The following is a 25,260-nucleotide window of genomic DNA, read 5'->3' on the forward strand; positions in this document are numbered from 1 at the left end:
AATGAGGGTAGTTCAGTTTTCCAGACTATGAAAATCTACAGTTTAGTTTTCCATAAAAAGATCTACATAGTAACAAACTCTTCAGATCCCGTCGGGTGAATAGCCACAACCGAATCAAAGTCGGCTTTGGTTGCGCCCATCTTCATGGCAACACCAAAGCCCTGGATCATTTCATCAACCGCGAAGCCGATGCCGTGCAGGCCAACGATTTTTTCGTCGTCACCGGCACACACTAGTTTCATTTTACAAGGCTGGCGGTGCTGGGTCACAGCTGTGTACATGGCTGCAAAGGTTGAGGTGTAGACCTTGATGTTGTCTTCACCGTATTGTGCAACAGCTTCTGGTTCGGTCAGGCCGATAGTGCCGATGGGCGGGTGACTGAAGACCACAGTCGGGACCAGGTTGTAGTCCATTTTGGCGTCAGGCATTTCCGGGTTAAACAGGCGCTCGGCCAGCATACGACCGGCTTTCACTGCTACCGGCGTCAGCTCAATGCCGCCTTCCATGATGTCACCCAGCGCATAAATGCCAGACACCGAGGTGTTCTGGTATTCATCTACTTTTACGTAGCCGCCGTCTGTGATGGCCACATCGGTGGCAGCCAGATTGATTTTGTCAGTCACAGGCTCACGACCAATGGCCCAGATCACTTGCTCAACCGTGTGTGACTCGCCGTTTTCCAGGTGTAAAGTGACGCTGCCGTCGTCGTTCTTGCTCAGCGACTTAGGTGTGCTGTGGGTGTGCAGGGTAGGCCCTTCTTTGTCCATTACCTCGGTGAGGGTGTCAATCAGGATAGGATCAAAGTTGCGCAGCGGAGCATGCTTACGTACGAACAGGTGCGTGTCTGTGCCCAGGCTGTGTAATACGCCCGCCAGCTCAACGGCAATATAGCCTGCGCCAATCACGGCCACGCTCTTAGGCTGTGCCTTAAGCTCAAAGAAGTCATTAGAATCAATGCCCAGCTCAGCGCCCGGAATATTCGGAATCGACGGGCGACCGCCTACGGCGATACAGATGTGATCGGCGGTGTAGTGTTCGCCATTGACTTCAACCGTGTTGTTATCAACGAATTTGGCAAAGCCATTGATCACAGTGACGCCATTGCTGGCCAGATATTTGTTATAACCCTGGTGGATGCGGCCAATGTAGGCTTCGCGGCTTTCAACCAGTTTGCCCCAGTCGAAGTCTTTAACTTCTACGTCAAAGCCATAATCCGGTGCATACAGTTTAATGGCTTCGGCCACTTGTGCGCCATGCCACATAACTTTTTTGGGCACGCAGCCCACGTTTACACAGGTGCCACCCATATGTTTGGCTTCGATAAGGGCGACTTTTGCGCCACGCATTGCTGCTCGGTTGGCCGAGGCAATACCACCGCTTCCGCCACCAATGGCGATATAATCAAAATGTTGTGCCATGCTTTAATCTCTACAAATGCTGATAAATGGCCCTAGCTTAACACTATATCTGCCGGGGCAAAGTCTGGTGGGATGAATTTTTCCGATGATAGCCATCGCTTTTTCCGATAACACTGTGATGCCGCACGTGACCAGAGAGGGCGATGCCCTGAGGTGGTCCTGTTTAATTTGTCAGGATTGACCGGGAAGCCTTGTTTTTTGTCAGGAAACACCCCAAATACATGAGATAAGCAAAGATCAACAGAGAGGCGTTATGACTAACCCGTTAATTGGCATGGAAGGCTTGCCACCGTTTTCACAAATCAAACCAGAACATGTTGTAGAAGCACTTAAACAGGCGATTGCGCACTGCCGTGATACCATAGATACGGTGCTCAAAAACGATGCATATAGCTGGGAAAACCTGGTTTTGCCGCTCGAAGAAGCCGATGACAAACTATCTCGTATGTGGTCACCTGTGTCGCACATGCACTCGGTTGTTAACAACGACGCCTTGCGCCAGGCCTATGATGCCTGTCTGCCGCTGATCTCAGAATACAGCACCTATGTTGGTCAGCATCAGGGGCTTTACGAAGCCTATAAATCGTTAAAAGACTCTGACACCTTTGCAGCGCTGAGCACGGCACAGCAAAAAACCATCAATAATGCACTGCGCGATTTCCAGTTGTCGGGCATCGCACTGGCCCCTGAGCAGCAACAGCGTTACGGCGAGATCAGCGCGCGTTTATCTGAGCTGGCAGCCAAGTTTGGTAACAATGTGATGGATGCCACTCAAGCCTGGACTAAGCATGTGACTGATGAAGCCGAATTGTCTGGCTTACCTGAATCCGCATTGGCATTGGCGGCACACACGGCGCAGAGTAAAGAACTCGAAGGCTGGTTATTTACCTTAGATATTCCATCGTATCTGCCTGTGATGACTTATGCGGACAACCGCTCGCTGCGTGAAGACATGTACCGTGCTTTTGTGACGCGTGCGTCAGATCAGGGTCCAAATGCCAAAGAATTCGATAACTCAGAGATCATGCGTGAGGAGCTGGCCCTGCGTTATGAGCTGGCGCAGCTGCTTGGCTTTGACAGTTATGCAGATAAATCACTGGCCACTAAAATGGCGCAGTCACCAGAGCAAGTCTTTGCCTTTTTAAATGACCTGGCGTTGCATGCTAAGCCACAGGCAGAGAAAGAGCTGGCCGAACTGAAAGCATTTGCAGAAAAAGAGCATGGGGCCACTGAGCTGGCGGCCTGGGACTACGGTTACTATGGCGAAAAGCTAAAACAGGCTAAATACGCCATCTCTGATGAGCTATTACGTCCTTATTTCCCGGCAGATACCGTATTAAAAGGCTTGTTCGAAACCGTGAACCGTCTGTTTGGTATTAAGGTCACAGAGGTTCAGGGTTTCGATACTTATCATCCTGATGTGCGTTTTTTCGCTATCCATGATGCGCAAGACACTTTGCGCGGCCATTTCTATCTGGACCTGTATGCTCGCGAACATAAGCGCGGCGGCGCCTGGATGGACGACTGCATGGGCCGTAAGATACGCGCCAGCGGTGAGTTGCAAACTCCCGTTGCCTATCTGGTGTGTAACTTCAACAAAGCGGTCGGTGATAAACCGGCGTTGTTTACGCACTACGAAGTCACGACGTTATTCCATGAGTTTGGTCATGGTATTCACCATATGCTGACCCAAGTCGATGCTGCACCAGTTGCGGGTATCAACGGGGTTGCCTGGGATGCGGTAGAATTGCCAAGCCAGTTCCTGGAAAACTGGTGCTACGAGGAAGAGGCGCTGGCCTTTATTTCTGGTCACCATGAGACTGGCGAGCCGTTGCCAAAAGCACTGCTCGACAAACTGCTGGCAGCGAAAAACTTCCAGTCCGCAATGCAGATGCTGCGTCAGCTGGAGTTCTCTTTGTTTGATTTCCATATTCACAGCGATTTTGATGCAGATAAACCGTGTCAGATCCAGCAAACACTGAATGCCGTTCGGGAAAAAACTGCGGTTGTAAAAGCGCCTGAATTTAATCGTTTCCAGCACAGCTTTAGCCATATTTTTGCTGGTGGTTATAGCGCAGGTTATTACTCTTATAAGTGGGCTGAAGTCCTGTCTGCGGATGCGTTCTCCCGGTTTGAAGAAGAAGGGATTTTCAATAGCCAGACTGGTGCGGACTTTATGCAGCATATTCTGGAGAAGGGCGGCTCAGAAGAGCCAATGGCTTTGTTTACCCGTTTCCGTGGTCGTGAGCCCAGTGTAGACGCACTGCTGCGTCACAGTGGTATCGAAAAAGCGGCATAATCGCCCCTAGGCTGGTGGCGTTTTGAACATCTGTTTCCCGCGTGTCACCAGCACCGACTCAAAAACACCACATAAGTACGTTGTGTGGTGTTTTCCATTCGCAAATTAGACAGTTCACGCTATGCTGTTCTAAAGAACAAACCTTGTAGGGAATGCTGCATGAGCAATCTAGTACTGGCCATTGACGACGATAAACTGGTACATCACATTGTTGAACAATCTTTACTGCACAGCTGCAAAGTCATCCATGCCTACAGTGGCGAAGAAGGCCTGGAAATGGCAGCACAGCAGCGCCCGGATATTATTTTACTCGATATTGAAATGCCTGGCCCTTCGGGGTTTGAGGTGTGTGAGCGACTCAAAGCCAACCCTCAGTTGTGCGATATTCCGGTGATGTTTTTATCTTCTAAAAGTGCCACCTCTGAGCGCATGCGCGGCTACAACGCCGGTGGCGCCGACTATATTGTCAAACCCTTCGACAGCGATGAAATGCTGGCCCGTATTAAAGTACTCGATGAGTATCGCCGTCAGTCACTTAAGCTGAAGCAGGATGTGCAGAAAGCGCAAATCACCGCCGAAATTGCTATGTCAGATTCGGGTGATATGGGCCGCATTATGCGGTATGTGGGCCAGTCTTATCATGCTCATGACCTGAATACGCTGTCGGAGTATTTCTTTGAGTTTTTTGTGCCTTTGCAGCTGCAAGTTGCCGTCGCATTTTGGTATCACGACAGTGAAGTGTTTTATTCTCAGGAAGGTGCTATTCAGCCTTTGGAGCAGGAGCTGCTCGAAAAACACCGAGATGGCGACCGGTTTGTCGATTTTGGCCGTCGCACCATTATTAACTATCCCAAAGTCTCACTGCTGATCAAAAACATGCCAACCGATGATGTGGGTTTGTACGGGCGTTACAAAGATCTGCTGCCGCATATACTGGAAGCCACCAATGCCAAAATCAAAGATATGGAGGTCAGCGAAGTCGCACTCACTAAAGTGGAGCAAATTGGTCTGGCATTTGAAGAGCTGAGCGATCAGCTGGGCGAGGTAGCTAATGGATTCAATGATAAACTGAGCCAGTTTTCTGACTATGTGAGTGACGGGCAGGCCAATGGCAATCAGGCTGAAGTAAAGCAGTTGTATGAGCACTTTTCACTGATCAATGACGACTTTTCGATTATCCGCTACAAACTGGGAGAGATCACAGAAGTACGCCATGAACTGATCCAGAGCCTTAACCAGATGGCCAAACCCTGGAGCGAGGAAGATGTGCCCGCCCAGACCGACATTGAACTGTTCTAATCTAATCAGGCACAGACACAAAGATTTCATAACCGGGATGATCCAGATATAATCTCTGCGTTACTATTTGCGGAGCCTGCTGTTGATCATCCACACCCCTTTTGCCGAAAACCGACCTTATCTTGCGCGTATAGAGCAGCAGTTTGCGCTGCACGACTGGCAGCAGACCAACCCTAATTTTCGTCTGACTTATGATGAAGCGGGTTTGCAGTTGCTAAAACTGGATGAGCCAAAGCTCGGTGGCATACGGGTAGACTTTGTCACCGGCGCCAGTGCGCACCGTCGTAAGTTTGGCGGTGGTAAAGGACAGGCCATTGCCAAGGCGGTGGGGCTCAACAAAGGGGCAACCCCTGTGGTACTCGATGCAACCGCAGGGCTGGGACGCGATGCCTTTGTGCTGGCTGCGTTGGGTTGCGAAGTGATATTACACGAACGTCACCCTGTGGTGGCTGCCTTGCTGTTTGACGGTCTGGAGCGCGCCTATCAGGATAGTGAAATCGGCAGCTGGATGCAGCAAAATATGCGAATGATCTTTGGTTCCAGTCATGACTTGTTAGCGCAGAGTGCGTTAAATCCGGACGTTGTTTATCTGGACCCTATGTTTCCGCATCGTGAGAAATCGGCTCAGGTTAAAAAAGAAATGCGGGTGTTCCAGTCTCTGGTAGGGGGAGATGCCGACGCCGATGCCTTATTGCCATTCGCTTATACACTGGCCACCAAGCGGGTCGTAGTTAAACGTCCGGATTATGCGCCTTTCCTGAACGAGCAAAAACCCAGTATGCAGATAGAGACCAAAAAGAATCGTTTTGATGTTTATGTTAAAGCTGCGATGAAATAGTGCTATGTGCGCTTAACTTTTGTGTCTTGCACTCATCCCGCATTGGATACGAGCACTGTCTCATAGCAACACGGAGAGTCCGTATTTTGTTTATTGATTGCATTCTCCTTCTGTTGTTTATTGCAATGAGTGCAGCCACCAACATATAAATATATAAACTACTCAATGGCCGCACGGTAAGTGCCTTTCGCTCACTGATTGCAATCTGCCCAGTCACCCGGGTGTTAGCCGGACAACCATTTGTTTGTGTGTGGTGAAATAGGGGCTTTTAAAGCAACAACAGAGTCAGAAATTGACCATTCTGAGTAGGTTGTCATCTGCATGAAGTAAAGTTCCTGTAAAAGGTAGAGAGTTCGCCTACGCCAAAAGTATGTTTTTAAAATTGACTGGCTATTTTCTGAGCAATCTACATCAAATTGTCATAAAATATTAATAGTCTACGCCCGAATTTGAATCAATATGGCTGTAGTATCTATGCGTGTTTCTACCTTTACCCGGCTGCTTGCCGTGTTACTGGCTCTGGCCAGTATCGTGCTGGCTGCCACTCTGTTTTGGGCCAGTCAGGTCTTTAGTGAATTAGATAAACAAAACAACGCTTATGTTACGCTGAAAAACACCATACTGATCGATTTAGCCGGTACGATCGAAGACTATCTGAGCAGTGGCGATAGCCAGGAGCTCAGTAAAGCCAGCGGACAAATAGCGCAACTTAAACAACAGCAATTGACAGCGTTGCCTTCCACCCTTGCCAACGATATGACCAGCCAGCTTGATGCACTTGATGCGGACATCAATGGCAAGTATCGTGCGCTGGGCAAGCTGTCGGGCAATGAAATGGCATTACTGGACAATGCCATCAGGCAGATGTCAGGCTCGGCATCGTCATTAATGAGCTACACCGCCAAAGCCCCTGAACATCCGCTAGCACCGCGCTACTATGCACTGGCTTCAGACTATTATGGTGAAGTGACTAACCTGAGCATTTACACCTACCAGCTCGTGATCCATTTTGAACAGCAAACACGTCAGAACCTGATGAACAGCGTGCGTCGTCTTCAGGAGCTGGCGCAACAAATCGATCGCCTTGGCAATCTGGGCGTCATGAGTGAAATTGATGAAGATGAGCTGTTCCTGGGCGCGGAAGCTGAAGATCTGGCTTTAGAGATTAAGGCCGAACTGATCAGCTGGCCCAAACGGTTTAGTCGCGATCTGGAAAATACCCTGGCCCAGGCCGAGCAGCGCCAGCAGGGGATGGCGCAATTAAGAGGTGATATTAAGGACATTTCGGCACTGGTACTGAGTGCGGAAGTGGCACTACAAGCCGAGCAGAATTCACTGAAGAAAAACGTGTTTACTATCTTTGGTGTGGCGATCGGCTTGCTGGTGCTATTGGCCATTGCTGTTTATATCGTCCAGTTTAGCCAGGTACTGACGCCACTGCGCCAGTTACGTAATGGGTTTGCGTTCCTGATAGAGAGCAATGAGCTGAAAAACATCGACAGCCAGAATGCCAATACCGAAATCGGTGAAATCGCCAGTTACTTTAACCAACTGATTGAACGTCAGCGCGGTGAAGCTGAGGAGCGAGAGCAAATGCTGGCGGTGATCAATGATTTTATGCAGGATATGAACACCAACCTGGCCAGTATCAGCGAACTGGCTGAGACCACCTCAACACAGGTAGAGCAAAACCAGGACCAGCTGGATGAGATTAAAGCGCTGGGTCTGGAAGCCAGCGAAATCAACCAACAGGTATCTGACAATGCGGGTGAAACCTTCTCTGCAATGAAACAGAGTGTCGGTTACGCTGAGTCGATGCTAAGCGCAAGTTCCAGCACACAACAACGGGTAGAGCAAGGCTTGTCCAGCCTTAATGAGCTACTCAATGGCGTTGCCGATGTGGGCAAAGTGATCGAAATGATCCGCACTATTGCAGAACAAACCAATTTACTGGCGCTGAACGCCGCCATTGAATCTGCGCGTGCGGGTGAGCATGGACGCGGGTTTGCTGTGGTGGCCGATGAAGTCCGTAAGCTGGCGCAACAAACGCAGGATTCACTCTCTGACATCAATGAACAACTGAATATTCTCAGCGATAACTCAAGCAAAGTGTCTTCGCAGATCAGCGCGCTGGCTGATGAAGCGCAGCAACAGACCGAGCATGCTCAGGAGTTAAAGGGGAACTCTGAAGGCGTCGCGGAGCGCGCGCAAAGTGCCAGTCAGGTCGCTGAGCATGCCATGGAGCTGGCACAGCAGCAAAGTACACTGGTTGATAACTTCAGCAGCGCAATGGCCACGATGAAGCAGCAGGTGAATGGCTCTAACCAGCAGGTACGTGACATTCAGCACAGCCTGCAGGAGCAAATGGCTAAGATCCGCGAGAGTATCGGAATACGATAATCATTGTGCTTTCTGAGTTAACTTGTCTGCTCGCCTGACGTGTTGTCTGCATTGAACGAGCAGAGACTCTGGCTGTCCTTTTCTGGTAAGTCACCGGATCTTTGCTAATACTTGCCAATGCATGATGGAAAAGTAAGGACAGCACACAATGACTTGGCTAGCCAAAGCGCTGACAGCGGGCATGTTCACCATGATCGTTGGGTCAGGCTTGATTGCCTGTACTGACAGTACCCAGCAGGGCGACCCGGATTTTACACCCCAGAACACCGAACGGCGTTTCTCAGCAAATAACAGCCCATTGGTGTTGTTTGATGAGGCACACTATAATTTTCTGACTATGCATGGCCGCTACCGTGCTTTCACTCAGGTATTGCAAAGCGATGGTTATACCGTGAAAGCCAGCAGTCAGCCATTCAGCACAACCCACTTAAACCAGGCCGATATCCTTGTCATAGCCAATGCGCTGGACCGTCACCGCACTGACTGGAGTCCCCCCTTTGGTCAGGCGTTTACAGCGCAAGAGGTGAGCGCTGTCATTGGCTGGATAGAGCAGGGTGGATCGCTGTTTTTAGTGGCAGATCATACACCGTTTCCTCGCGTGATCGATAATCTGGCGACTGCGCTGGGTGTTGAGTTCAGTCATGGCCATGTGGGCGAAGCGCAGTTTAGCACCGCTGATAATACCCTCGCACAACATGCCATCACACTGGCCGTGGTGCCCGCACTGAGAACCTTACCCGGCGCGGTGTCTATGACCGGGTTTGGCGTAACAAGTGCGGTTGGTGGGGCTGCATCAGCCGCAGCAGAGCAATCAACAGGTCAAATCGAGCGGGTGCGTGCTTTTGGCGGGTCGGCATTCAAAGTACCTCAGGGTGCTGTCTCATTACTGACGCTTGGTCAAGGTAAGATAGCGGTGACACCAGAGATCCCCTTTCAGATCACCGCCGACAGTCCTCGTGTGGATGTCGCAGGCTGGAGCCAGGGCGCCGTATTCGAGGTCGGGAAAGGTCGCGTTGCGGTATTTGCAGAAGGCATGATGTTCTCCTCTCAGGTTGATAGCAAAAGTGGCAAAAAATATGGTCTGGCGTCTCCCGGTGCCGAGCACAACGAGGGGTTTTTACTGAATGTGATGCACTGGCTGGCCCGCGCTGAGTAAACCAGAACACGCTCATCTTTGCTGCACCAATTTGTGCGCTTATTTTGCAGCGACTATCTTTAACTAAGGTGGTCGTATAACACCGTAAACAGTGAATATTGGATAGCAGGAGCCACAATGAGCGACGGTAATTTAACGGAGAACTTTGAACATAAACTCAATCTGCGCAGCCTGGAGGCAGGTGACTACGCAGATCTTAAAGAAGTCATGGCCATTGTCTATCCAGACTTAGGCGGGGCACCTTCAGAAAAACAATTTAAGGCTCAGCTCTCTAGTTTTCCCGAAGGCCAGATCTGTATTGAGGATCACGGTAAAGTCGTCGCTGCTGCGTTCTCATTGATTGTGGATTACGACAAGTTTGGCGATCATCACACCTATGAGGAGATCACCGGCGATGCCTATCTGACCACCCATGACCCACTCGGTGACGTGTTGTACGGCGCAGAAGTCTTTGTGCATCCCGATTACCAGGGCATGCGCCTGGGGCGGCGGTTATATGAAGCCAGAAAAGAGCTCTGTCAGAGTCTCAATCTTAAATCGATTGTGGCAGGCGGGCGTATTCCCAACTATCAGCACCATGCCAGTGAGATGTCGCCACAGAAGTATATTGAACTGGTCAAAAAGAAAGAAATTTACGACCCCATTTTGAGCTTTCAACTGTCTAATGATTTTGAGGTCAAACGGGTGCTCAACAAATACCTGCCTGAAGACAAAGAATCAAAAGGCTACGCCACTTTGCTGGAATGGACCAACCTTTACTATGAACGCAATGAAGTGCCGCTGTTTGGTGCGGTGAAGAAGTCGGCCCGGGTCGGCTGTGTGCAATGGCAAATGCGGCCACTCCATTCTGTGGCAGAGCTGACACAGCATGTGGAGTTTTTTATCGATGCACTGGCTGATTATCAATGTGATCTGGCGTTGTTACCTGAGCTGTTTAATGCGCCTCTGATGGGCATTGAAGCGCACGAAAACTCACTGGATTCAATCAAAGCGCTGGCTGAATTCTCAACTGAAGTGGTGGAGGCGATTTCGCATCTGGCGGTGAGTTATAACATTAATATTATCGCCGGCTCCATCCCGGTGATTGAAGACAAAGCCCTCTACAATGTGTCCTACTTCTGCCGTCGCGATGGCACCATAGAATCGCAAACCAAGATCCATCCGACCCCCTATGAAAAAAGTGCCTGGATCATGCAAGGCGGCGACAGTCTGAACGTGTTTGACACCGATTTTGGCAAAATAGGGATCCTCATCTGTTATGACGTGGAATTCCCTGAACTGGGGCGGTTACTCTCAGAGCAGGGCATGCAGATCTTATTTGTCCCATTCTGGACAGATACCAAAAATGCTTATTTGCGGGTACGCTGTTGTGCCCAAGCCCGCGCCATAGAGAACGAATGTTATGTAGTGACGGCAGGCAGTGTGGGCAACTTACCTAAGGTCGATGGCGCGGATATCCAGTACGCCCAGTCTGCGGTGTTCTCGCCTTCAGATTTTGCGTTTCCCCACGACGCCACGATGGCTGAAACCACCCCCAACACAGAGATGACTCTGATAGTCGATTTGGATCTGGAGAAGTTACACGAGCTGCGTCACGAGGGCTCCGTCAGAAACTACCTGGACAGAAGGCGGGACCTGTATCGAATTAACTGGCTGGGCGAACAAAAAGTTAAGTAATTGGGATGGGCGCATGTGATGAATATGCGCTGAGACTATGGCTGCTCAGAAGAGCTACCCAGCACCTGAGTGCCGGGTTTGTTTGCCCGTTACTCTGACTCCAGGCCTTCGATATCAATACCAAATTGGGTGCTGGTCACCCCTGCCAGGCCCTCGATATGGGCTTTAAAGGCATTGAGCTCTGTACCAGGTTGTGCTGCGAAAATGGCACGATTGGCCCGGACATAAACCAGTTCCAGGTTATGTGCCGCAGCAAATTCCTGGGCATTGATGAGCGGTTCCAGTTCTGCAACCACTTCACCGGTTAAAATGTAGGTGGTGCCGGTTTTCGCATCTGTGATTGCTACACCTGTTAGCAAGTGCTCACTGGCAGACAAATAACTTTTTCCATTGAGCGTCACGCTATGGCTGAGTGTCGCACTGAGCGGTTGTGCTTCATACACTTCGTTACTGGATGCACTGGCAGTTGAAATTCCGCAGGCAAGTAATGCGGTGGTGAGTAAGTATTTTTTCATGTCAGTACTCCTTATTTACGACCGATGAAGCGAATGTCCCACGACTTCAGCAGGCCATTGTCTGAATTGTTTCTGTGCACCATGTTGACGTTGGGCGCACCAGCTGCACGCGGGTCGAAAACATAGAATTCGTCCTGAGCTGCTGTATCGATGACACGCAGGGTCCATTCACCTTGTGCCTGCTCACCATAGAAGTGATGTGTCAGCATTTGTGTATTTTCCATGCCGTTTTGTCCCAGGATGGTGCCTGTGCGTGGTGTCATGATCACACTGCGCGTACCTGATGGAGAAATCAGTTCAATGGCTAAATCTCTTGTGCTGGTGTGGTCGATGTTAACACGTACCTGAATGGCATCGACTGTCATCACTTCTGTTGACTGATAAGTGCTTGATACTCCGTTGATATCGCCATCTGGAATGGCACTGTTGGCTGTCACTGCAAAGCGTTCAGTTTGTGTGAACTGACCCAGCTGTTGGTCATAGAAGCGCGCCATGTTTACGGCTGCATCCACGTCTACTGCACCGAAGCCATAGAAGTTATGGAAGGCATAGCCTGCGGCGTTGGTTTGCCAGGCGTCAATGGCCTGATAGCTGACCGTGTCACCTTGCGCAGTTTCAAACGACAGTGCCACACCGGCGTTATCCGGATCGATTTGTCTGGCGGTGCTGGCCAGTATGTGACGCACATCTTGCCAGCTCAATGCCGGGTTGGCAGACATGATCAGGGCAATGGCACCCGCAGCGCTTGGTGCTGCCGAAGACGTCCCGTTGAAGCGCGCGCCATAATCACAGTTCGGATCCAATGGATGACCGCCATGCAAGTCATTGCGACCATAAGCCGGGTTGTAGCCAGCGTCACAGCCGGTCAGATCGGTCGTGATCATTGCCGGGGTATAGACACCATATTGACCGCCCGTGGCTGATACGAATACTGCTGAACCAACGGTGGAGTATGAAGACAATTGGCCATCGGCATTGTAGGCCGACACAACCATATTCCAAAATGAGGTATCCATTTGCTCCAGGTTGACATTCTGTAAAGGCAGGCCATGGTTGTTGTTTTCAAAGCGCAGATAGCCGGAGCCAAAACGAGGGTCGGTAAAAGTTTGTCTGGCGTAGCCATTACCCGCAGATTTGACGAACAGGGCACCACGTCCACCATGGGTGGTACGAGTGATCTCTTCCTGGGCATCTTCATAGGTTTTCAGCCAGGGATCGATTGTGTAGTCAAAGCTGTCTGGTGCAGACATAGTGCGGCCATAGCTTTGGTTAAAAATTCTTGGGAAATCAAAAGAATGTTTATTATAGCCATCTGAGTACATGCCGTGCGACTGTAGCCAGTTCGCGGTGTTGTAGTTGCCTGATGAGATCAGGTTAAAGCCCACAATACCGGCGCGTGGTGCGATGCCTCGTCCACCAATGCCGTTAAAGGCACTGGCAGCAATGATCCCGGCAACCGACGTGCCGTGACGATCTGTGGGGCCACCAGGGACCAGATCCGGAGTATCAGTGGTAAAGTTCCATGAACCAGGGCGCACGTTGTCGCGCAGATCCGGGTGGGTTAGCTCTACGGCGCCATCGATCACCGCGGCTGTCACACCTGTGCCCAAAATGCCCAGCGCATGGGTCAGTGACAAGTTCATGTCTTCACCGGCTTTACCACCTCTGTCAGAGAATGCTGCCTGACCTGTATTTTGCAAATGCCACTGATGAGAGACCAGCGGATCGCCAGGCATTAGTGGATAGTCGTTAGCCGAGACGGCTAAGCTGTGGGTAGCAGCAATACAGGCTGCCAGTATTGTAAGCTTAGTTCTTATCATAAATTAGTTTCTTCTTATTTACATTTGTACCTGTTGTTTTGTGTACCCTATATTGTCACATTTGAAAATGCAAGGTTGCATTTTGTTTTTATAATGGGGTTTTTTATTTGTTTTTTTGTTTGTTTTGACTAGTTGGTGTGGCTTTTTACTGCAATCGCAAATGAGGTTGTTGGAACTGCACCAGATTGATCTAGCCAATGCAAAAGCACTCTGGCTTTATCATCCGTTTTTTTTCGCCTACATTTTTAGCATGAGCACTTCTTTGATTTCAGTATGGCTAAATTACCGGATGTAAATATTTTGGACGGAACACCACAATTAGATGCTGAACCCGCGCAGTTTCCGCCCAGTATGAGTGAAACTGAGTTACTTCAATTTCTGAAGTTGTCAATGGAGTATGCGACCGATGAAATCTTATGGATCAGCTCTGACTCTGAAATCCTGTATCTCAACAATGCAGCAAGTAAAAAATTGGGTTATGCACAGGGTGCACTGATTGGATCGCACATTTGGGAGTGTAACCCCAGTTTCACGCCAAAAAGCTGGGCTGAGTTTTGGCTGAGGGTGCAGAGTAACAAGCACATCGATTTCGAAACTCAACATCAGCATAAAACAGGCGCGCGTTTTCCTGTCAGGGTCCGTGGACATTTGGTTGAACACGGCGCTAAGAAGTCTTTGCTGGCATTTGTCTCTGATCTTGAAGTTCGCATGCATACATTGGGCGGGGCCAGTATGCAGATTGAAACTTTGCTGGAACAAGAAAGGCAGAAGTTTGCAGAGTTTGTGGATCTTGCACCGATTGGTATCGCCATTAACTATCTGGAAGATGGCCGGTTCGATTATATCAACGCAGAATTTAGTCGTTTTACGGGGTACGGTATTGATGAACTAAATCGGATGGATTACTGGCAACTCACGCCAAAAAAATATGCTGATCAAGAAGCTAAGCAACTTGCTGATATGGCAGAAATGGGGCGTTATGGTCCATATCAGAAAGAGTATATTCATAAGCTAGGGCACACCTATCCCGTATTGTTATCAGGTATCCTGATAACCGATGTCACTGGTCAGGATTTTATCTGGTCTATCGTTCAGGACATTTCAAAACAAAAAGAAGTCGAAGAGCAAATTCGTGCAGCTAAGGAAAAGGCAGATGTCAGTGCATTTAGAATGCAATTAGCGAATGATTCTGCCGGGATAGGCGTATGGGAATGGGATTTGCTGACCAATGCACTGGTATGGGATGACTGGATGTATAGGTTGTATGGTATCTCGGAAGAGACATTCTCAGGTGCTTATGAAGCCTGGGAGAATAGTGTTCACCCTGACGATATTGCATCAGCTAGAGCTTTGCTTGAATCGGCAATCGCAGGAACAGGTTACTACGATACTGAGTTTAGAGTGGTCCATCCCGATGGGCGAATAAGAACCATGAAAGCGACAGCTGAGGTGATCCGAAATGAACAAAATCAGGCCGTTAAAGTCATTGGTGTTAACTATGATATCACTGAAAAAGTGACTGCCATGAAAACCATGATTAAGGCTAAGCAAGAAGCGGAAAACGCAGCTAAAGCAAAAAGTGATTTTCTTGCCAATATGAGCCATGAGATTCGGACGCCGATGAACGCTATATTGGGTGGGCTGCAATTGCTTCATCAAGCCAGGTTGGAACCTGATTTAAAAGTTATCTTGGACAATGCGGCTTTTTCGGCTCAAAGCTTGCTGACAGTTATCAATGATATTCTGGATTATTCTAAAATTGAGTCTAATCAGTTAACGCTGGAGCAGGTGCCCTTTTCGTTGATTGATGTGTTGGATTCAGTGAAGTATGACCTGGATAGTATTGTAAGCAAGAAAGGAATTGAATTGATTGTGACCATTGAGTCGTCATTTACAGACGGCTGGTTGGGCGATCTTGTCAGAGTCAAACAGGTGTTACTCAATCTTATCTCTAATGCGGTGAAATTTACGGATCAGGGCTGTGTTAAAGTGATTGTGAGCTGCACAGAGCAGAATAACCAACAGGCGCTCTGTATTGATGTGATTGATTCAGGGATAGGGATGAGCGTAGAAGCTCAGCAGCGGATTTTTGAGCGTTTTGCTCAGGCGGATAGTTCAACTACACGAAAATATGGTGGAACAGGTTTAGGGATGTCTATCACGCTGAGCCTTGTTAAGTTAATGAATGGCTCTTTGGATTTAATCAGTAAAGTGGGAGAGGGCACCCAAATTAAGGTTGTATTACCCCTGGAGAAAACAGTACTTAAATCGAGTGGCCAAAAAAGTGAATCGTTATCGCCGCCAGATTTGACGGGGAAACACATTTTAGTTGCCGAGGATAATAAGATTAACCAAATGTTGATCAAGGCAATTTTAAAAAGTACACAGGCAGCACTGACAATTGTCGAAAATGGCACTCAGGCTGTCGACGCGGTAATGCACACTCACTTTGATTTAATACTGATGGATATTCACATGCCAGAAATGGATGGCAACGAAGCGCAGCGTCAAATTAGCAAGAGTCATGCGGACATTCCTGTTATTGCACTGACTGCGAATGTGATGACCGAAGATGTGAAAGGGTATTTGGCACAGGGATTTGTGGCACATGTTGGCAAGCCTATAGATATGAGTAATCTATATCAGGTGTTAGCGCGTTTTTCGACCTCTTCAGAGCCGTGAGCCGATATGATTACGTAAGCAACACTCATTATGGGTTGTAAAAAAAAAGCCGCTTAGCGGCTTCTTTTTGAGACTTAACTCTGAGCCAGATAACTGACTCAGGTTTAAATTTTACAGGCTTTCGATTTTCGCTTTTTGCTCAAGCAACTTGGCTTTGGCGTCGCTGTACTCGGCCAGTTTGGCCTTTTCTTTATCGAGTACCGCAGCAGGAGCGTTGTTGACGAACTTCTCGTTTGCCAGCTTTTTCTCAACCTGTGCCAGGCCTTTTTCCGCTTTTTCCAGCTGCTTGGCGATACGGGCCATTTCGGCTTCGACATCAATCAGACCCGCCATAGGGATCATGATCTCAAGGTCGCCAATAAAGGCGGTAGCGGATGCCGGGGCATCGTCTTTGCTTGCCAGTACCTTGATGTCTTCCAGTTTAGCCAGTGAGCTCAGGAACGCCTGGTTGTTGTCAAGACGGCGTTGATCCTGCTCAGACACATTGGCCAGCAACACGCTAAGTGGTTTGCTTGGACTGATGTCCATCTCACCGCGAATGTTACGGATAGCCAGAATGAACTGTTTAACCCACTCCAGGTCTTCCATTGCTTGTGTATCTACCTGTTCGGCATCAAACTGTGGGAAGCGCTGCAGCATGATGGTGTTTGCTTCGATACCAGCCAGTGGTGCAACACGCTGCCAGATGGTTTCTGTGATATAAGGCATCAGCGGGTGCATCAGACGTAGCAGGCCTTCCAGAACCGTGATCAGGGTGTGACGTGTACCACGTTGCTGGGCTTCGTTGCCCTTGAACAGAATTGGCTTAGTCAGCTCCAGGTACCAGTCACAGAACTGGTTCCAGGTGAACTCGTAAATGGTGTTCGCGGCCAGATCAAAGCGGTAGTTGTCCAGGTGCTCCGTGAAGGTTTTCACTGTGTTCTGGAACTGACCCAAAATCCATCGATCTGCCAGAGACACCTGCATCTCGCCACCGTTGAAACCACAATCCTGCTCTTCGGTGTTCATCAGCACGTAACGGCTGGCGTTCCACAGCTTGTTACAGAAGTTACGATACCCTTCCAGACGGTTCATATCCCAGTTGATATCACGACCGGTTGAGGCCATAGCAGCCAGGGTAAAGCGCAGCGCATCGGTGCCGTGTGCTTCAATGCCATCAGCAAAAGTCTTACGGGTGTTCTTTTCAATCTTTGCGGCCAGCTGTGGCTGCATCATGTTGCCGGTACGCTTCTGAACCAGGCTTTCCAGATCGATACCATCGATCATGTCCAGCGGATCCAGTACATTACCTTTTGACTTAGACATCTTGTCGCCATTTTCGTCACGGATCAGACCGGTTACGTAAACGGTTTTAAATGGCACCTGAGGTTTGCCTTGGTCGTCTTTCACAAAGTGCAGTGTCATCATGATCATACGGGCAACCCAGAAGAAAATGATGTCAAAACCAGTCACCAGCGTATCTGACGGGTGGAACATCTTCAGATCGTCAGTATTTTCTGGCCAGCCTTGGGTTGAGAAGGTCCACAGTGCAGAAGAGAACCAGGTATCCAGTACATCATCGTCCTGGCTCAGAACAACGTCGTCGGCCAGGTTGTTGTCGCGGCGTACTTCGGCTTCATCGCGACCAACGTAAACATTACCTTCGTTGTCGTACCAGGCCGGGATACGGTGTCCCCACCATAGCTGACGAGAAATACACCAGTCCTGAATATCGCGCATCCAGGAGAAGTACATGTTTTCGTACTGTTTAGGCACGAACTGGATGTCACCGTTTTCTACGGCTTTAATTGCCGGCTCAGCCAGTGGTGCAACGCGTACATACCATTGGTCAGTCAAAAGTGGCTCAATGACCACACCAGAGCGGTCGCCATAAGGGACAGTCAGGCTGTGGTCGTCGATTTTTTCCAGCAGGCCAGCTTGTTCAAACTCATCAACAATCAGTTTGCGGGCATCGAAACGATCAAGACCATGGAAGCGCTCAGGCAATGGCGCATCCAGCTCCAGTGGCTTGCCATCAAAGGTGAAGGTTTCGCCTTCGCTCAAAATCGCCGCATCTTTGTTGAAGACGTTGATCATGGGCAGCTGATGACGCTTACCAACTTCGTTATCGTTGAAGTCGTGTGCTGGTGTGATCTTCACACAACCAGTGCCTTTTTCCATGTCTGCGTGTTCATCGGCAACGATTGGAATACGACGGTTGACGATTGGCAATAAGATCTCTTTGCCGATCAAGTCCTGATAACGCTCATCATCCGGGTTGACTGCCACACCGGTGTCGCCCAGCATGGTTTCCGGACGCGTTGTTGCCACTACAATGTAGTCTTTGCCGTCTTTGGTTTTAACACCATCAGCCAGCGGGTAACGCAGGTTCCACATGTGGCCCTGCTTGTCTTTGTTTTCTACTTCCAGATCAGAAATTGCGGTGTGTAGTTTTGGATCCCAGTTAACCAGACGCTTACCGCGGTAGATCAGATCGTCTTTATATAAACGAACAAAGACTTCTTTCACCGCTTCAGACAGACCGTCGTCCATAGTAAAGCGCTCACGATCCCAGTCTACCGATGCACCCAGGCGACGAAGCTGCTTGGTGATGGTGCCACCTGACTCGTTTTTCCATTGCCAGATACGGTTGATAAACTCTTCGCGGCCCAGGTCGTGACGGGTTTTGCTTTCTTCAGCGGCCAGCTTACGCTCAACAACCATTTGGGTTGCGATACCTGCGTGGTCTGTTCCCACCTGCCATAAAGTATTTTTGCCCTGCATTCGCTGGTAGCGGATCAGGGTGTCCATGATGGTGTCCTGGAAGGCGTGGCCCATGTGTAGGCTACCCGTGACATTCGGTGGTGGGATCATGATCGAATAGGCATCGCCCTGACCTGATGGCTTAAAGTAGCCATTCTCTTCCCAGCCTTGGTACAAAGACTGTTCGATATCTTGCGGATTATAGGTTTTATCCATTACACAGAACCTTAAAAAATACTTTAGTTGTCAATTTCTTTGGTTGAAATTTCAGCGCCGAGTTGACGCAATTGCATGAACCGCTGGCGTGCCGCGTGTTTGGCATTGCTTTCAACCGGCACAAAATCGTAGATCTTGTCGAATCGGCGCACAAAATCCGGCAGCTGTTGTGCCAGATTAATCAAAATGGTGCGTCTGCCAACTGGTGGCATCTGGCCGATCTCGACCGGTGCGCCCCCTTTGGGGCCTTCGCCTTGCAGGTTGTGAGGCACAAAGCTGTCGGCCTCAAAACACCACAAGTGCTCGTCAACCGCATGGGCATCTTCAACGCTGTCTACGTAAATAAAGACACGTTGTCCGGCGCGGTACAGCTTTGCGGCGCTGCGTGCGGCGAGATCAAAATGAGCCGGCACTGGTTTGCCCGGCTCATTGTTCTGCTTTAATACAAAAAAGCGTGCGTTGATGGTCATGACATGTGGTTTTCTAGCTAGCGAAACGCCTTGTCACAAGGGGAAAGCCTTTAAATGACACAGCGTTCAAAATAAAGCCGCATTCTGACACAGAATACGGCTATCATCAATCAACGTGGTGCGTGACATCGGCTGTCACAGCATGAATTAGTCCTGAGGTTGCTCAGTCACGTCCACGCGGTTAAGCAGGTATTGCATTAACATAGGGACCGGACGACCGGTTGCACCTTTATTGGCACCACTGCGCCAGGCTGTTCCTGCGATGTCCAGGTGTGCCCAGTTGTACTTCTTGGTGAATTTAGACAAGAAGCAGGCGGCGGTAATCGTTCCGGCAGGGCGGCCACCCAGGTTGGTGAAGTCGGCAAACGGGCTCTTCAGTTGTTCCTGATAGTCATCCCATAAAGGCAGCTGCCATGCGCGATCACCACTTTGCTCAGACGCTTTTAACAAGTCATGCGCCAGCGGGTTGTGGTTCGACAACAAACCGGTTGCATGATGGCCCAGGGCGATAATACACGCACCGGTCAGGGTTGCCACGTCAACGACCACTTCTGGCTCAAACGCTTCAACATAGGTTAGTGCATCACACAGGACCAGTCGGCCTTCTGCATCGGTATTGAGTACTTCAACTGTCTGACCAGACATAGTGGTCAGGATGTCACCCGGGCGATAAGCATTGCTGCTCGGCATGTTTTCACAGCCAGCCAGCACGCCGATAACGTTCAGTGGCAGCTGCATTTGCACGACGGCGCGCATCAGGCCCAGAACGCCGGCGGCGCCACCCATGTCGTATTTCATCTCGTCCATGCCTTCGCCTGGTTTGATAGAAATACCGCCCGAATCAAATGTCAGGCCTTTACCGACGAACACGATAGGCGCTTGCTTTTGCGGGGCACCGTTATAGTGGATCACCGACATCACGGATTCGTTGTCACTACCGCGACCAACCGCCAGATATGAGTGCATACCCAGCTCTTCCATTTCTTTTTCGCCAACCAGATTAACCGTGACGTTGTCGAATTCATCGGCTAATGCCTGAGCCTGCTCACCTAAGTAGCGAGGATTGCAGATGTTTGGCGGCATGTTTGCCACGTCTTTACATAAAGTGGCACCGGCTGCGATGGCCAGTCCATGCTCGATGGCGCTCTCGCCAATCGGCAATTCACGGCGTGTCGGTACGTTGAAAACAATTTTACGTAGTGGACGACGTGCTTCGCTCTTTTTGCTTTTCAGCTGGTTAAAGGTGTAAAGGCTGTCCTGAGTGGTTTCTACTGCCTGGCGAACTTTCCAGTAAGTATCGCGTCCTTTAACGTGTTGTTCAGTCAGGAAGCAAACGGCTTCCATTGAACCTGTGTCATTTAAGGTGCTGATGGTTTTGGCGATGATCTGTTTGTATTGTTTGTCGTCTAGCTCACGCTCTTTACCACAGCCCACAAGTAGCACACGTTCACTCAATACGTTTGGTACATGGTGAAGTAAAAGCACCTGGCCGGGTTTACCTTCTAGGTCTCCGCGGCGCAGCAGGTTAGAAATATACCCTTCGCTGATTTTATCCAGCTGCTCCCCGACGGGTGAAAGGCGGCGTGGTTCGTATACGCCGACAACAATACACGCACTGCGTTGTTTTTCTGGGCTACCACTTTTTACGCTGAATTCCATTGCGACTCCTGAGTCAATGTGCTGTCTTTTTTGAACTTTTTATGCCTCAGCCACTCCATTTCTAGGTGCTGAACTAAAAAACGGCTAATTGACGCGTGCATTTGGCGCTTTAGCCTGTTGCTTTAGTAGGATATTTGGATCCGATGGCATATAATAAAGTGATTAAAATAACCAGTTTACTCAAAATTTCCTACTATTCCAGTGAAATGAGACGTTTTATAGGGGCGGACATTGCTTATTTTTCGATATCTGACTGCTGAGATATTAAAATCTCAGGTCGCCGTTTTTATGACCCTTATGACCATCTTCATCTCGCAGAAGTTTGTCCGGATCCTGGCTGAGGCCTCAGGTGGCAGCATTCCGGGAAAACTTGTTATGTCTTTTCTGGCCCTAAATTTACCTAAACTGGCGGTGTATATCCTGCCATTAAGCTTATTTTTGGGCATTATCCTCGCCTATAGCCGGGTCTATGCTGACAGTGAAATGACGGTACTCAAGGCGTGCGGTGTCAGTGAGTGGTATGTCGTGCGCGTGACTTTGGTCTCCAGTTTTGTGATTGCGCTGATGGCCGCGGTGCTGAGCTTATATCTGGCGCCCTGGGCAGGTGAAAAAGAAAATCAGCTGCGCGAACAAGCCAATGCAGAATCGGGGCTCAGCCAGATCCGGGCCGGGCGCTTCCAGCAAACGGGCAATGAAAAGGCAGTGGTATTTGTCCACAACACCAGTGATCAGGGCAAAGAGCTAAATCGTGTGTTTGTGGCTCAGTTACCTGATCGCGATTCAAATCAGGCGGCACGTATCGTGTTTGCTCAGAATGGTCGGGTCGTTGAAGAAGGCACCGGTGAGCAGCAGCTGGTGCTCAGTGAAGGGAAACGATTCGAAACCGACGGTTTCAGTCAGGCGCTGAACAAAACTGAGTTTAGCAGTTATCAGGTGCAGATCCGTGAGCAGGAAATTGAACAGCGGCGTCGTAAGCTTGAAGACTTGCCCTCGTCCAGTCTGCTGCAAATGGGCACCCCCGAGGCCATTGCCCAGTTCCAGCTACGTTTATCTGTGCCAATTTCTATTATTTTGCTGACCTTACTGGCGGTTCCGCTGAGTGTGGTGAATCCCAGACAGGGTAAGTTTGCCAAACTGGTTCCGGCGATTTGTATCTATCTGGGTTACTTTATCATGCTCAATGCGGGTAAATATCTGGTCGCTGAAGGCAAGGTACCAACCTCGGTTGGCTTGTGGTGGATCCACTTGTGTGTGTTATTTATTGGTGCTTACCTGATAGCCAAAGGCCGGCCTTTTGGTGTCTGGGTGCGTGCCATGCTGTTAAAACGGGAGCCACAGCAATGATGAAAACCCTGGATTGGTATCTCGGGCGCAGCATTTTACAAACCACGGGCTTTGCCTTGTTGGTGTTTGTGGGCATCAATACCTTAATCAAATTTATTGAGCAGTTACGCTCTGTGGGTCGCGGCACCTATGATGTCATGGATGCGTTGTTGTTCACTCTGTACAGCATGCCCAGTGATATTGTGGTGTTCTTCCCAATGGCGGCGCTGATTGGTGGCCTGACCGGGCTGGGGGCTTTGGCTTCGAGCAGCGAACTGGTGGTGATGCAGGCTGCGGGGATGTCGCGATTACAGATCATCGGGTCGGTGATGAAATCGGCGATTGTGCTGGCATTATGCATGATGGCATTGGGCGAGTGGGGTGCACCACAGGCAGAACAAACAGCCAAACAACTGCGTAATCAGGCAATTAATGGTGGTGAGGTGTTCGAGGCGCAGCAGGGCGTGTGGGCCAAAGATGGCAGTAATTTTATTAATATTGCCAACATCGAAAAATCCGGCAATCTGCAAAATATCAATATTTACCACTTTGATGATGATCTTAATCTGCTGAAAATCACCCGTGCTAAGTCTGGTACTGCGACTGATGACGGTTGGCAGCTGAAAGCCATTGAGGAAGTGACCATTGAAGAGCAACAGATCAGTACACAATACGCTCAGACACTCAATTATGCATCACAGCTGACGTTGGATCGGCTGGACGTGGCTTCGGTAGAGCCAGACGCATTGTCTTTCTCTGGTTTGTGGTCGTATTTGCAGTATCTGAAGCAAAATGAGCAGGACACCAGTAACTATGAACTGGCACTGTGGCGTAAAGTGATGCAACCGGTGACGATTGCGGTGATGCTGCTGGTCGCCTTGTCTTTTATCTTTGGGCCACTGCGCTCTGTGAGTATGGGGGCGCGTATTATCATGGGGGTGATCACCGGGCTTATCTTCCACCTGAGCAACGAGATTTTCGGTCCAATCGTTATGGTGTATCAGATCCCGCCGGTCGTAGGGGCTGTGATGCCCAGCGTCTTATTTACCGCCACAGCGTTTTATCTGCTTAACCGTCAACGCGGGTAAGAAAGAGGATGAAAACAAAAAAGCCTGACTCAGTCAGGCTTTTTTGTTGCAATGCAACGACCTTTTTAATCCAGGCTGTCGTAAATGCGTTTGTTCTCTTCTTTGCTCAGCACCACCACTTCAGTCCCACAAATCATATCTTGCAGTGCGCGTTTGTGTTTAAAGTCGATCAGTACCAGCAGATTGCCCAGCCCTAGCAACGCACATAAGGCCCGTGCACTGGCTCTTGGCCAGCTGAGCAACTCACCATCTGGTGTTTGTACTTTTAGCCGCCAGGCACGCATGCCGATGGTTTGACCGCTTTTAACCCAAAAGTAAGCAAAAAACAGCACAGATACGGCAATCAGCACAAATCCCCGGAAAAATGACAACAGGGGAGAGGCCTGGATCAGCGCTGATACGTCTTCATGGTTTCCTTGTGAGATCCAGCCTAAAGAGATAAAGCCTTCAATTACCAATAAAAAAACCACCATAGAGAGCATTGCAAATGCAATCACGACCAGACCATCATAGATCAGAGATGCAAGACGACGGGTTAAGCCCGCACGGGGAAACGAAGCCATTTAGTTCACTCATTAAAGCCGAAATATGACTTATTCTACCTGATTTTTAATCTAACACTAAAAAACCCGACTAGTTTTAAGCGACTGTTCATTTACCAAGCACTTAAACGACGTTTTGTAAAAAATGCTTGCTACCCTCCCGCCAATTTGTATAATGCTGGGCATAGAGACGAAGGCATATAAAACAAAGCCTAAGCTCAAAGTGGTTTTTCTTTATTTTCTCTTGGTTAGAAGATTAAAGAAAAATTATGCCAGTGTGATGGAATTGGTAGACATGACGGATTCAAAATCCGTTGCCTTCGGGCGTGGCGGTTCAAGTCCGCCCACTGGTACCACTTTTTATAACCCTGACCGAATAGGTCGGGGTTTTTTTATGTCTGAATTTTAATGTTTTGTTGAGTGTGGTGTAGGACTTGAGCCCCACGCCGGGCGTGGCACTGATGCAAGTTAAGAGTCCGCTCACGGGTACCACTTTTTATAACCCTGACCGATTAGGTCGGGGTTTTTTTATGCCTGTTTTTCAGTATATTATTTTTTAGCGAAGCAAAGTGGAGTCGGACTTGAGCCCCACGCCGGGCGTGGCACTGATGCAAGTTAAGAGTCCGCTCACGGGTACCACTTTTTATAACCCTGACCGATTAGGTCGGGGTTTTTTTATGCCTGTTTTTCAGTATATTATTTTTTAGCGAAGCAAAGTGGAGTCGGACTTGAGCCCCACGCCGGGCGTGGCACTGATGCAAGTTAAGAGTCCGCTCACGGGTACCACTTTTTATAACCCTGACCGATTAGGTCGGGGTTTTTTTATGCCTGTTTTTCAGTATATTATTTTTTAGCGAAGCAAAGTGGAGTCGGACTTGAGCCCCACGCCGGGCGTGGCACTGATGCAAGTTAAGAGTCCGCTCACGGGTACCACTTTTTATAACCCTGACCGATTAGGTCGGGGTTTTTTTATGCCTGTTTTTCAGTATATTATTTTTTAGCGAAGCAAAGTGGAGTCGGACTTGAGCCCCACGCCGGGCGTGGCACTGATGCAAGTTAAGAGTCCGCTCACGGGTACCACTTTTTATAACCCTGACCGATTAGGTCGGGGTTTTT

16 protein-coding genes and 1 tRNA gene are annotated in these 25,260 nt (G+C 49.4%); 10 read left to right on the forward strand and 7 right to left on the reverse strand.

Going from position 1 to position 25,260, the window contains the following annotated elements; genetic code table 11:
- Positions 1 to 62: 62 nt before the first annotated feature.
- Positions 63 to 1,418: a glutathione-disulfide reductase gene (gene gorA / locus PRUB_RS01630; protein WP_010383142.1), complete on the reverse strand. Its 1,356-nt coding sequence runs from the start codon at positions 1,416 to 1,418 to the stop codon at positions 63 to 65.
- Positions 1,419 to 1,671: 253 nt separating this feature from the next.
- Here gorA and prlC point away from each other — a divergent pair, with 253 nt between their 5' ends.
- From prlC to PRUB_RS01660, 6 genes are all read left to right on the forward strand, one after another.
- The gene (prlC, locus tag PRUB_RS01635) at positions 1,672 to 3,717 is read left to right on the forward strand and encodes an oligopeptidase A (protein WP_010383141.1); all 2,046 of its coding nucleotides are present in this window, start codon (positions 1,672 to 1,674) and stop codon (positions 3,715 to 3,717) included.
- A 159-nt stretch (positions 3,718 to 3,876) separates the two neighbouring features.
- On the forward strand, positions 3,877 to 5,016 hold the full coding sequence (locus PRUB_RS01640) for a response regulator (RefSeq protein ID WP_010383140.1): 1,140 nt from the start codon (positions 3,877 to 3,879) through the stop codon (positions 5,014 to 5,016).
- A gap of 82 nt (positions 5,017 to 5,098) precedes the next feature.
- Positions 5,099 to 5,854 (forward strand): class I SAM-dependent methyltransferase, encoded by a 756-nt coding sequence (locus PRUB_RS01645; protein WP_010383139.1) that lies wholly within the window; start codon positions 5,099 to 5,101, stop codon positions 5,852 to 5,854.
- Positions 5,855 to 6,328: 474 nt separating this feature from the next.
- Positions 6,329 to 8,254 carry a methyl-accepting chemotaxis protein gene (locus PRUB_RS01650; protein WP_010383137.1) on the forward strand — a complete coding sequence of 642 codons (1,926 nt, stop codon included), beginning with the start codon at positions 6,329 to 6,331 and terminating at the stop codon, positions 8,252 to 8,254.
- 148 nt (positions 8,255 to 8,402) lie between these two features.
- Entirely contained in the window at positions 8,403 to 9,410 is a 1,008-nt protein-coding gene (locus PRUB_RS01655; protein ID WP_010383136.1) for a DUF4350 domain-containing protein, read from the forward strand.
- Between the two features lie 117 nt (positions 9,411 to 9,527).
- Entirely contained in the window at positions 9,528 to 11,087 is a 1,560-nt protein-coding gene (locus PRUB_RS01660; protein ID WP_010383135.1) for a bifunctional GNAT family N-acetyltransferase/carbon-nitrogen hydrolase family protein, read from the forward strand.
- An 89-nt stretch (positions 11,088 to 11,176) separates the two neighbouring features.
- Here PRUB_RS01660 and PRUB_RS01665 read toward each other — a convergent pair whose 3' ends face one another.
- Entirely contained in the window at positions 11,177 to 11,602 is a 426-nt protein-coding gene (locus PRUB_RS01665; protein ID WP_010383134.1) for a hypothetical protein, read from the reverse strand.
- 11 nt (positions 11,603 to 11,613) lie between these two features.
- On the reverse strand, positions 11,614 to 13,422 hold the full coding sequence (locus PRUB_RS01670) for a S8 family peptidase (protein WP_010383133.1): 1,809 nt from the start codon (positions 13,420 to 13,422) through the stop codon (positions 11,614 to 11,616).
- 273 nt (positions 13,423 to 13,695) lie between these two features.
- Between PRUB_RS01670 and PRUB_RS01675 the strand changes: the two genes are divergently transcribed.
- Complete coding sequence (locus PRUB_RS01675) at positions 13,696 to 16,104, forward strand: PAS domain-containing hybrid sensor histidine kinase/response regulator (protein ID WP_010383131.1); 2,409 nt, start codon at positions 13,696 to 13,698, stop codon at positions 16,102 to 16,104.
- 111 nt (positions 16,105 to 16,215) lie between these two features.
- On the opposite strand, the gene PRUB_RS01680 is transcribed toward PRUB_RS01675, so the two are convergent.
- From PRUB_RS01680 to pepA, 3 genes are all read right to left on the reverse strand, one after another.
- Positions 16,216 to 19,062 (reverse strand): valine--tRNA ligase, encoded by a 2,847-nt coding sequence (locus PRUB_RS01680; RefSeq protein WP_010383130.1) that lies wholly within the window; start codon positions 19,060 to 19,062, stop codon positions 16,216 to 16,218.
- 23 nt (positions 19,063 to 19,085) lie between these two features.
- Positions 19,086 to 19,532: a DNA polymerase III subunit chi gene (locus PRUB_RS01685; RefSeq protein WP_010383129.1), complete on the reverse strand. Its 447-nt coding sequence runs from the start codon at positions 19,530 to 19,532 to the stop codon at positions 19,086 to 19,088.
- A gap of 147 nt (positions 19,533 to 19,679) precedes the next feature.
- Positions 19,680 to 21,191: a leucyl aminopeptidase gene (gene pepA, locus PRUB_RS01690; protein ID WP_010383127.1), complete on the reverse strand. Its 1,512-nt coding sequence runs from the start codon at positions 21,189 to 21,191 to the stop codon at positions 19,680 to 19,682.
- 231 nt (positions 21,192 to 21,422) lie between these two features.
- Here pepA and lptF point away from each other — a divergent pair, with 231 nt between their 5' ends.
- On the forward strand, positions 21,423 to 22,535 hold the full coding sequence (lptF, locus tag PRUB_RS01695; RefSeq protein ID WP_040645066.1) for an LPS export ABC transporter permease LptF: 1,113 nt from the start codon (positions 21,423 to 21,425) through the stop codon (positions 22,533 to 22,535).
- Positions 22,532 to 23,602 carry an LPS export ABC transporter permease LptG gene (gene lptG, locus PRUB_RS01700; protein WP_010383123.1) on the forward strand — a complete coding sequence of 357 codons (1,071 nt, stop codon included), beginning with the start codon at positions 22,532 to 22,534 and terminating at the stop codon, positions 23,600 to 23,602. The genes lptF and lptG overlap by 4 nt, the downstream gene beginning before the upstream one ends.
- A gap of 65 nt (positions 23,603 to 23,667) precedes the next feature.
- Here the strand turns inward: lptG and PRUB_RS01705 are convergent, their stop codons facing one another.
- Complete coding sequence (locus PRUB_RS01705) at positions 23,668 to 24,165, reverse strand: RDD family protein (RefSeq protein ID WP_010383121.1); 498 nt, start codon at positions 24,163 to 24,165, stop codon at positions 23,668 to 23,670.
- Between the two features lie 250 nt (positions 24,166 to 24,415).
- On the opposite strand from PRUB_RS01705, the gene PRUB_RS01710 reads away from it, so the two are divergent.
- Positions 24,416 to 24,500, forward strand: a tRNA-Leu gene (locus tag PRUB_RS01710).
- The last annotated feature ends 760 nt before the right edge of the window (positions 24,501 to 25,260 follow it).

The organism is Pseudoalteromonas rubra (assembly GCF_000238295.3).
In the GTDB taxonomy this organism is placed as follows: Bacteria; Pseudomonadota; Gammaproteobacteria; order Enterobacterales; family Alteromonadaceae; genus Pseudoalteromonas; species Pseudoalteromonas rubra.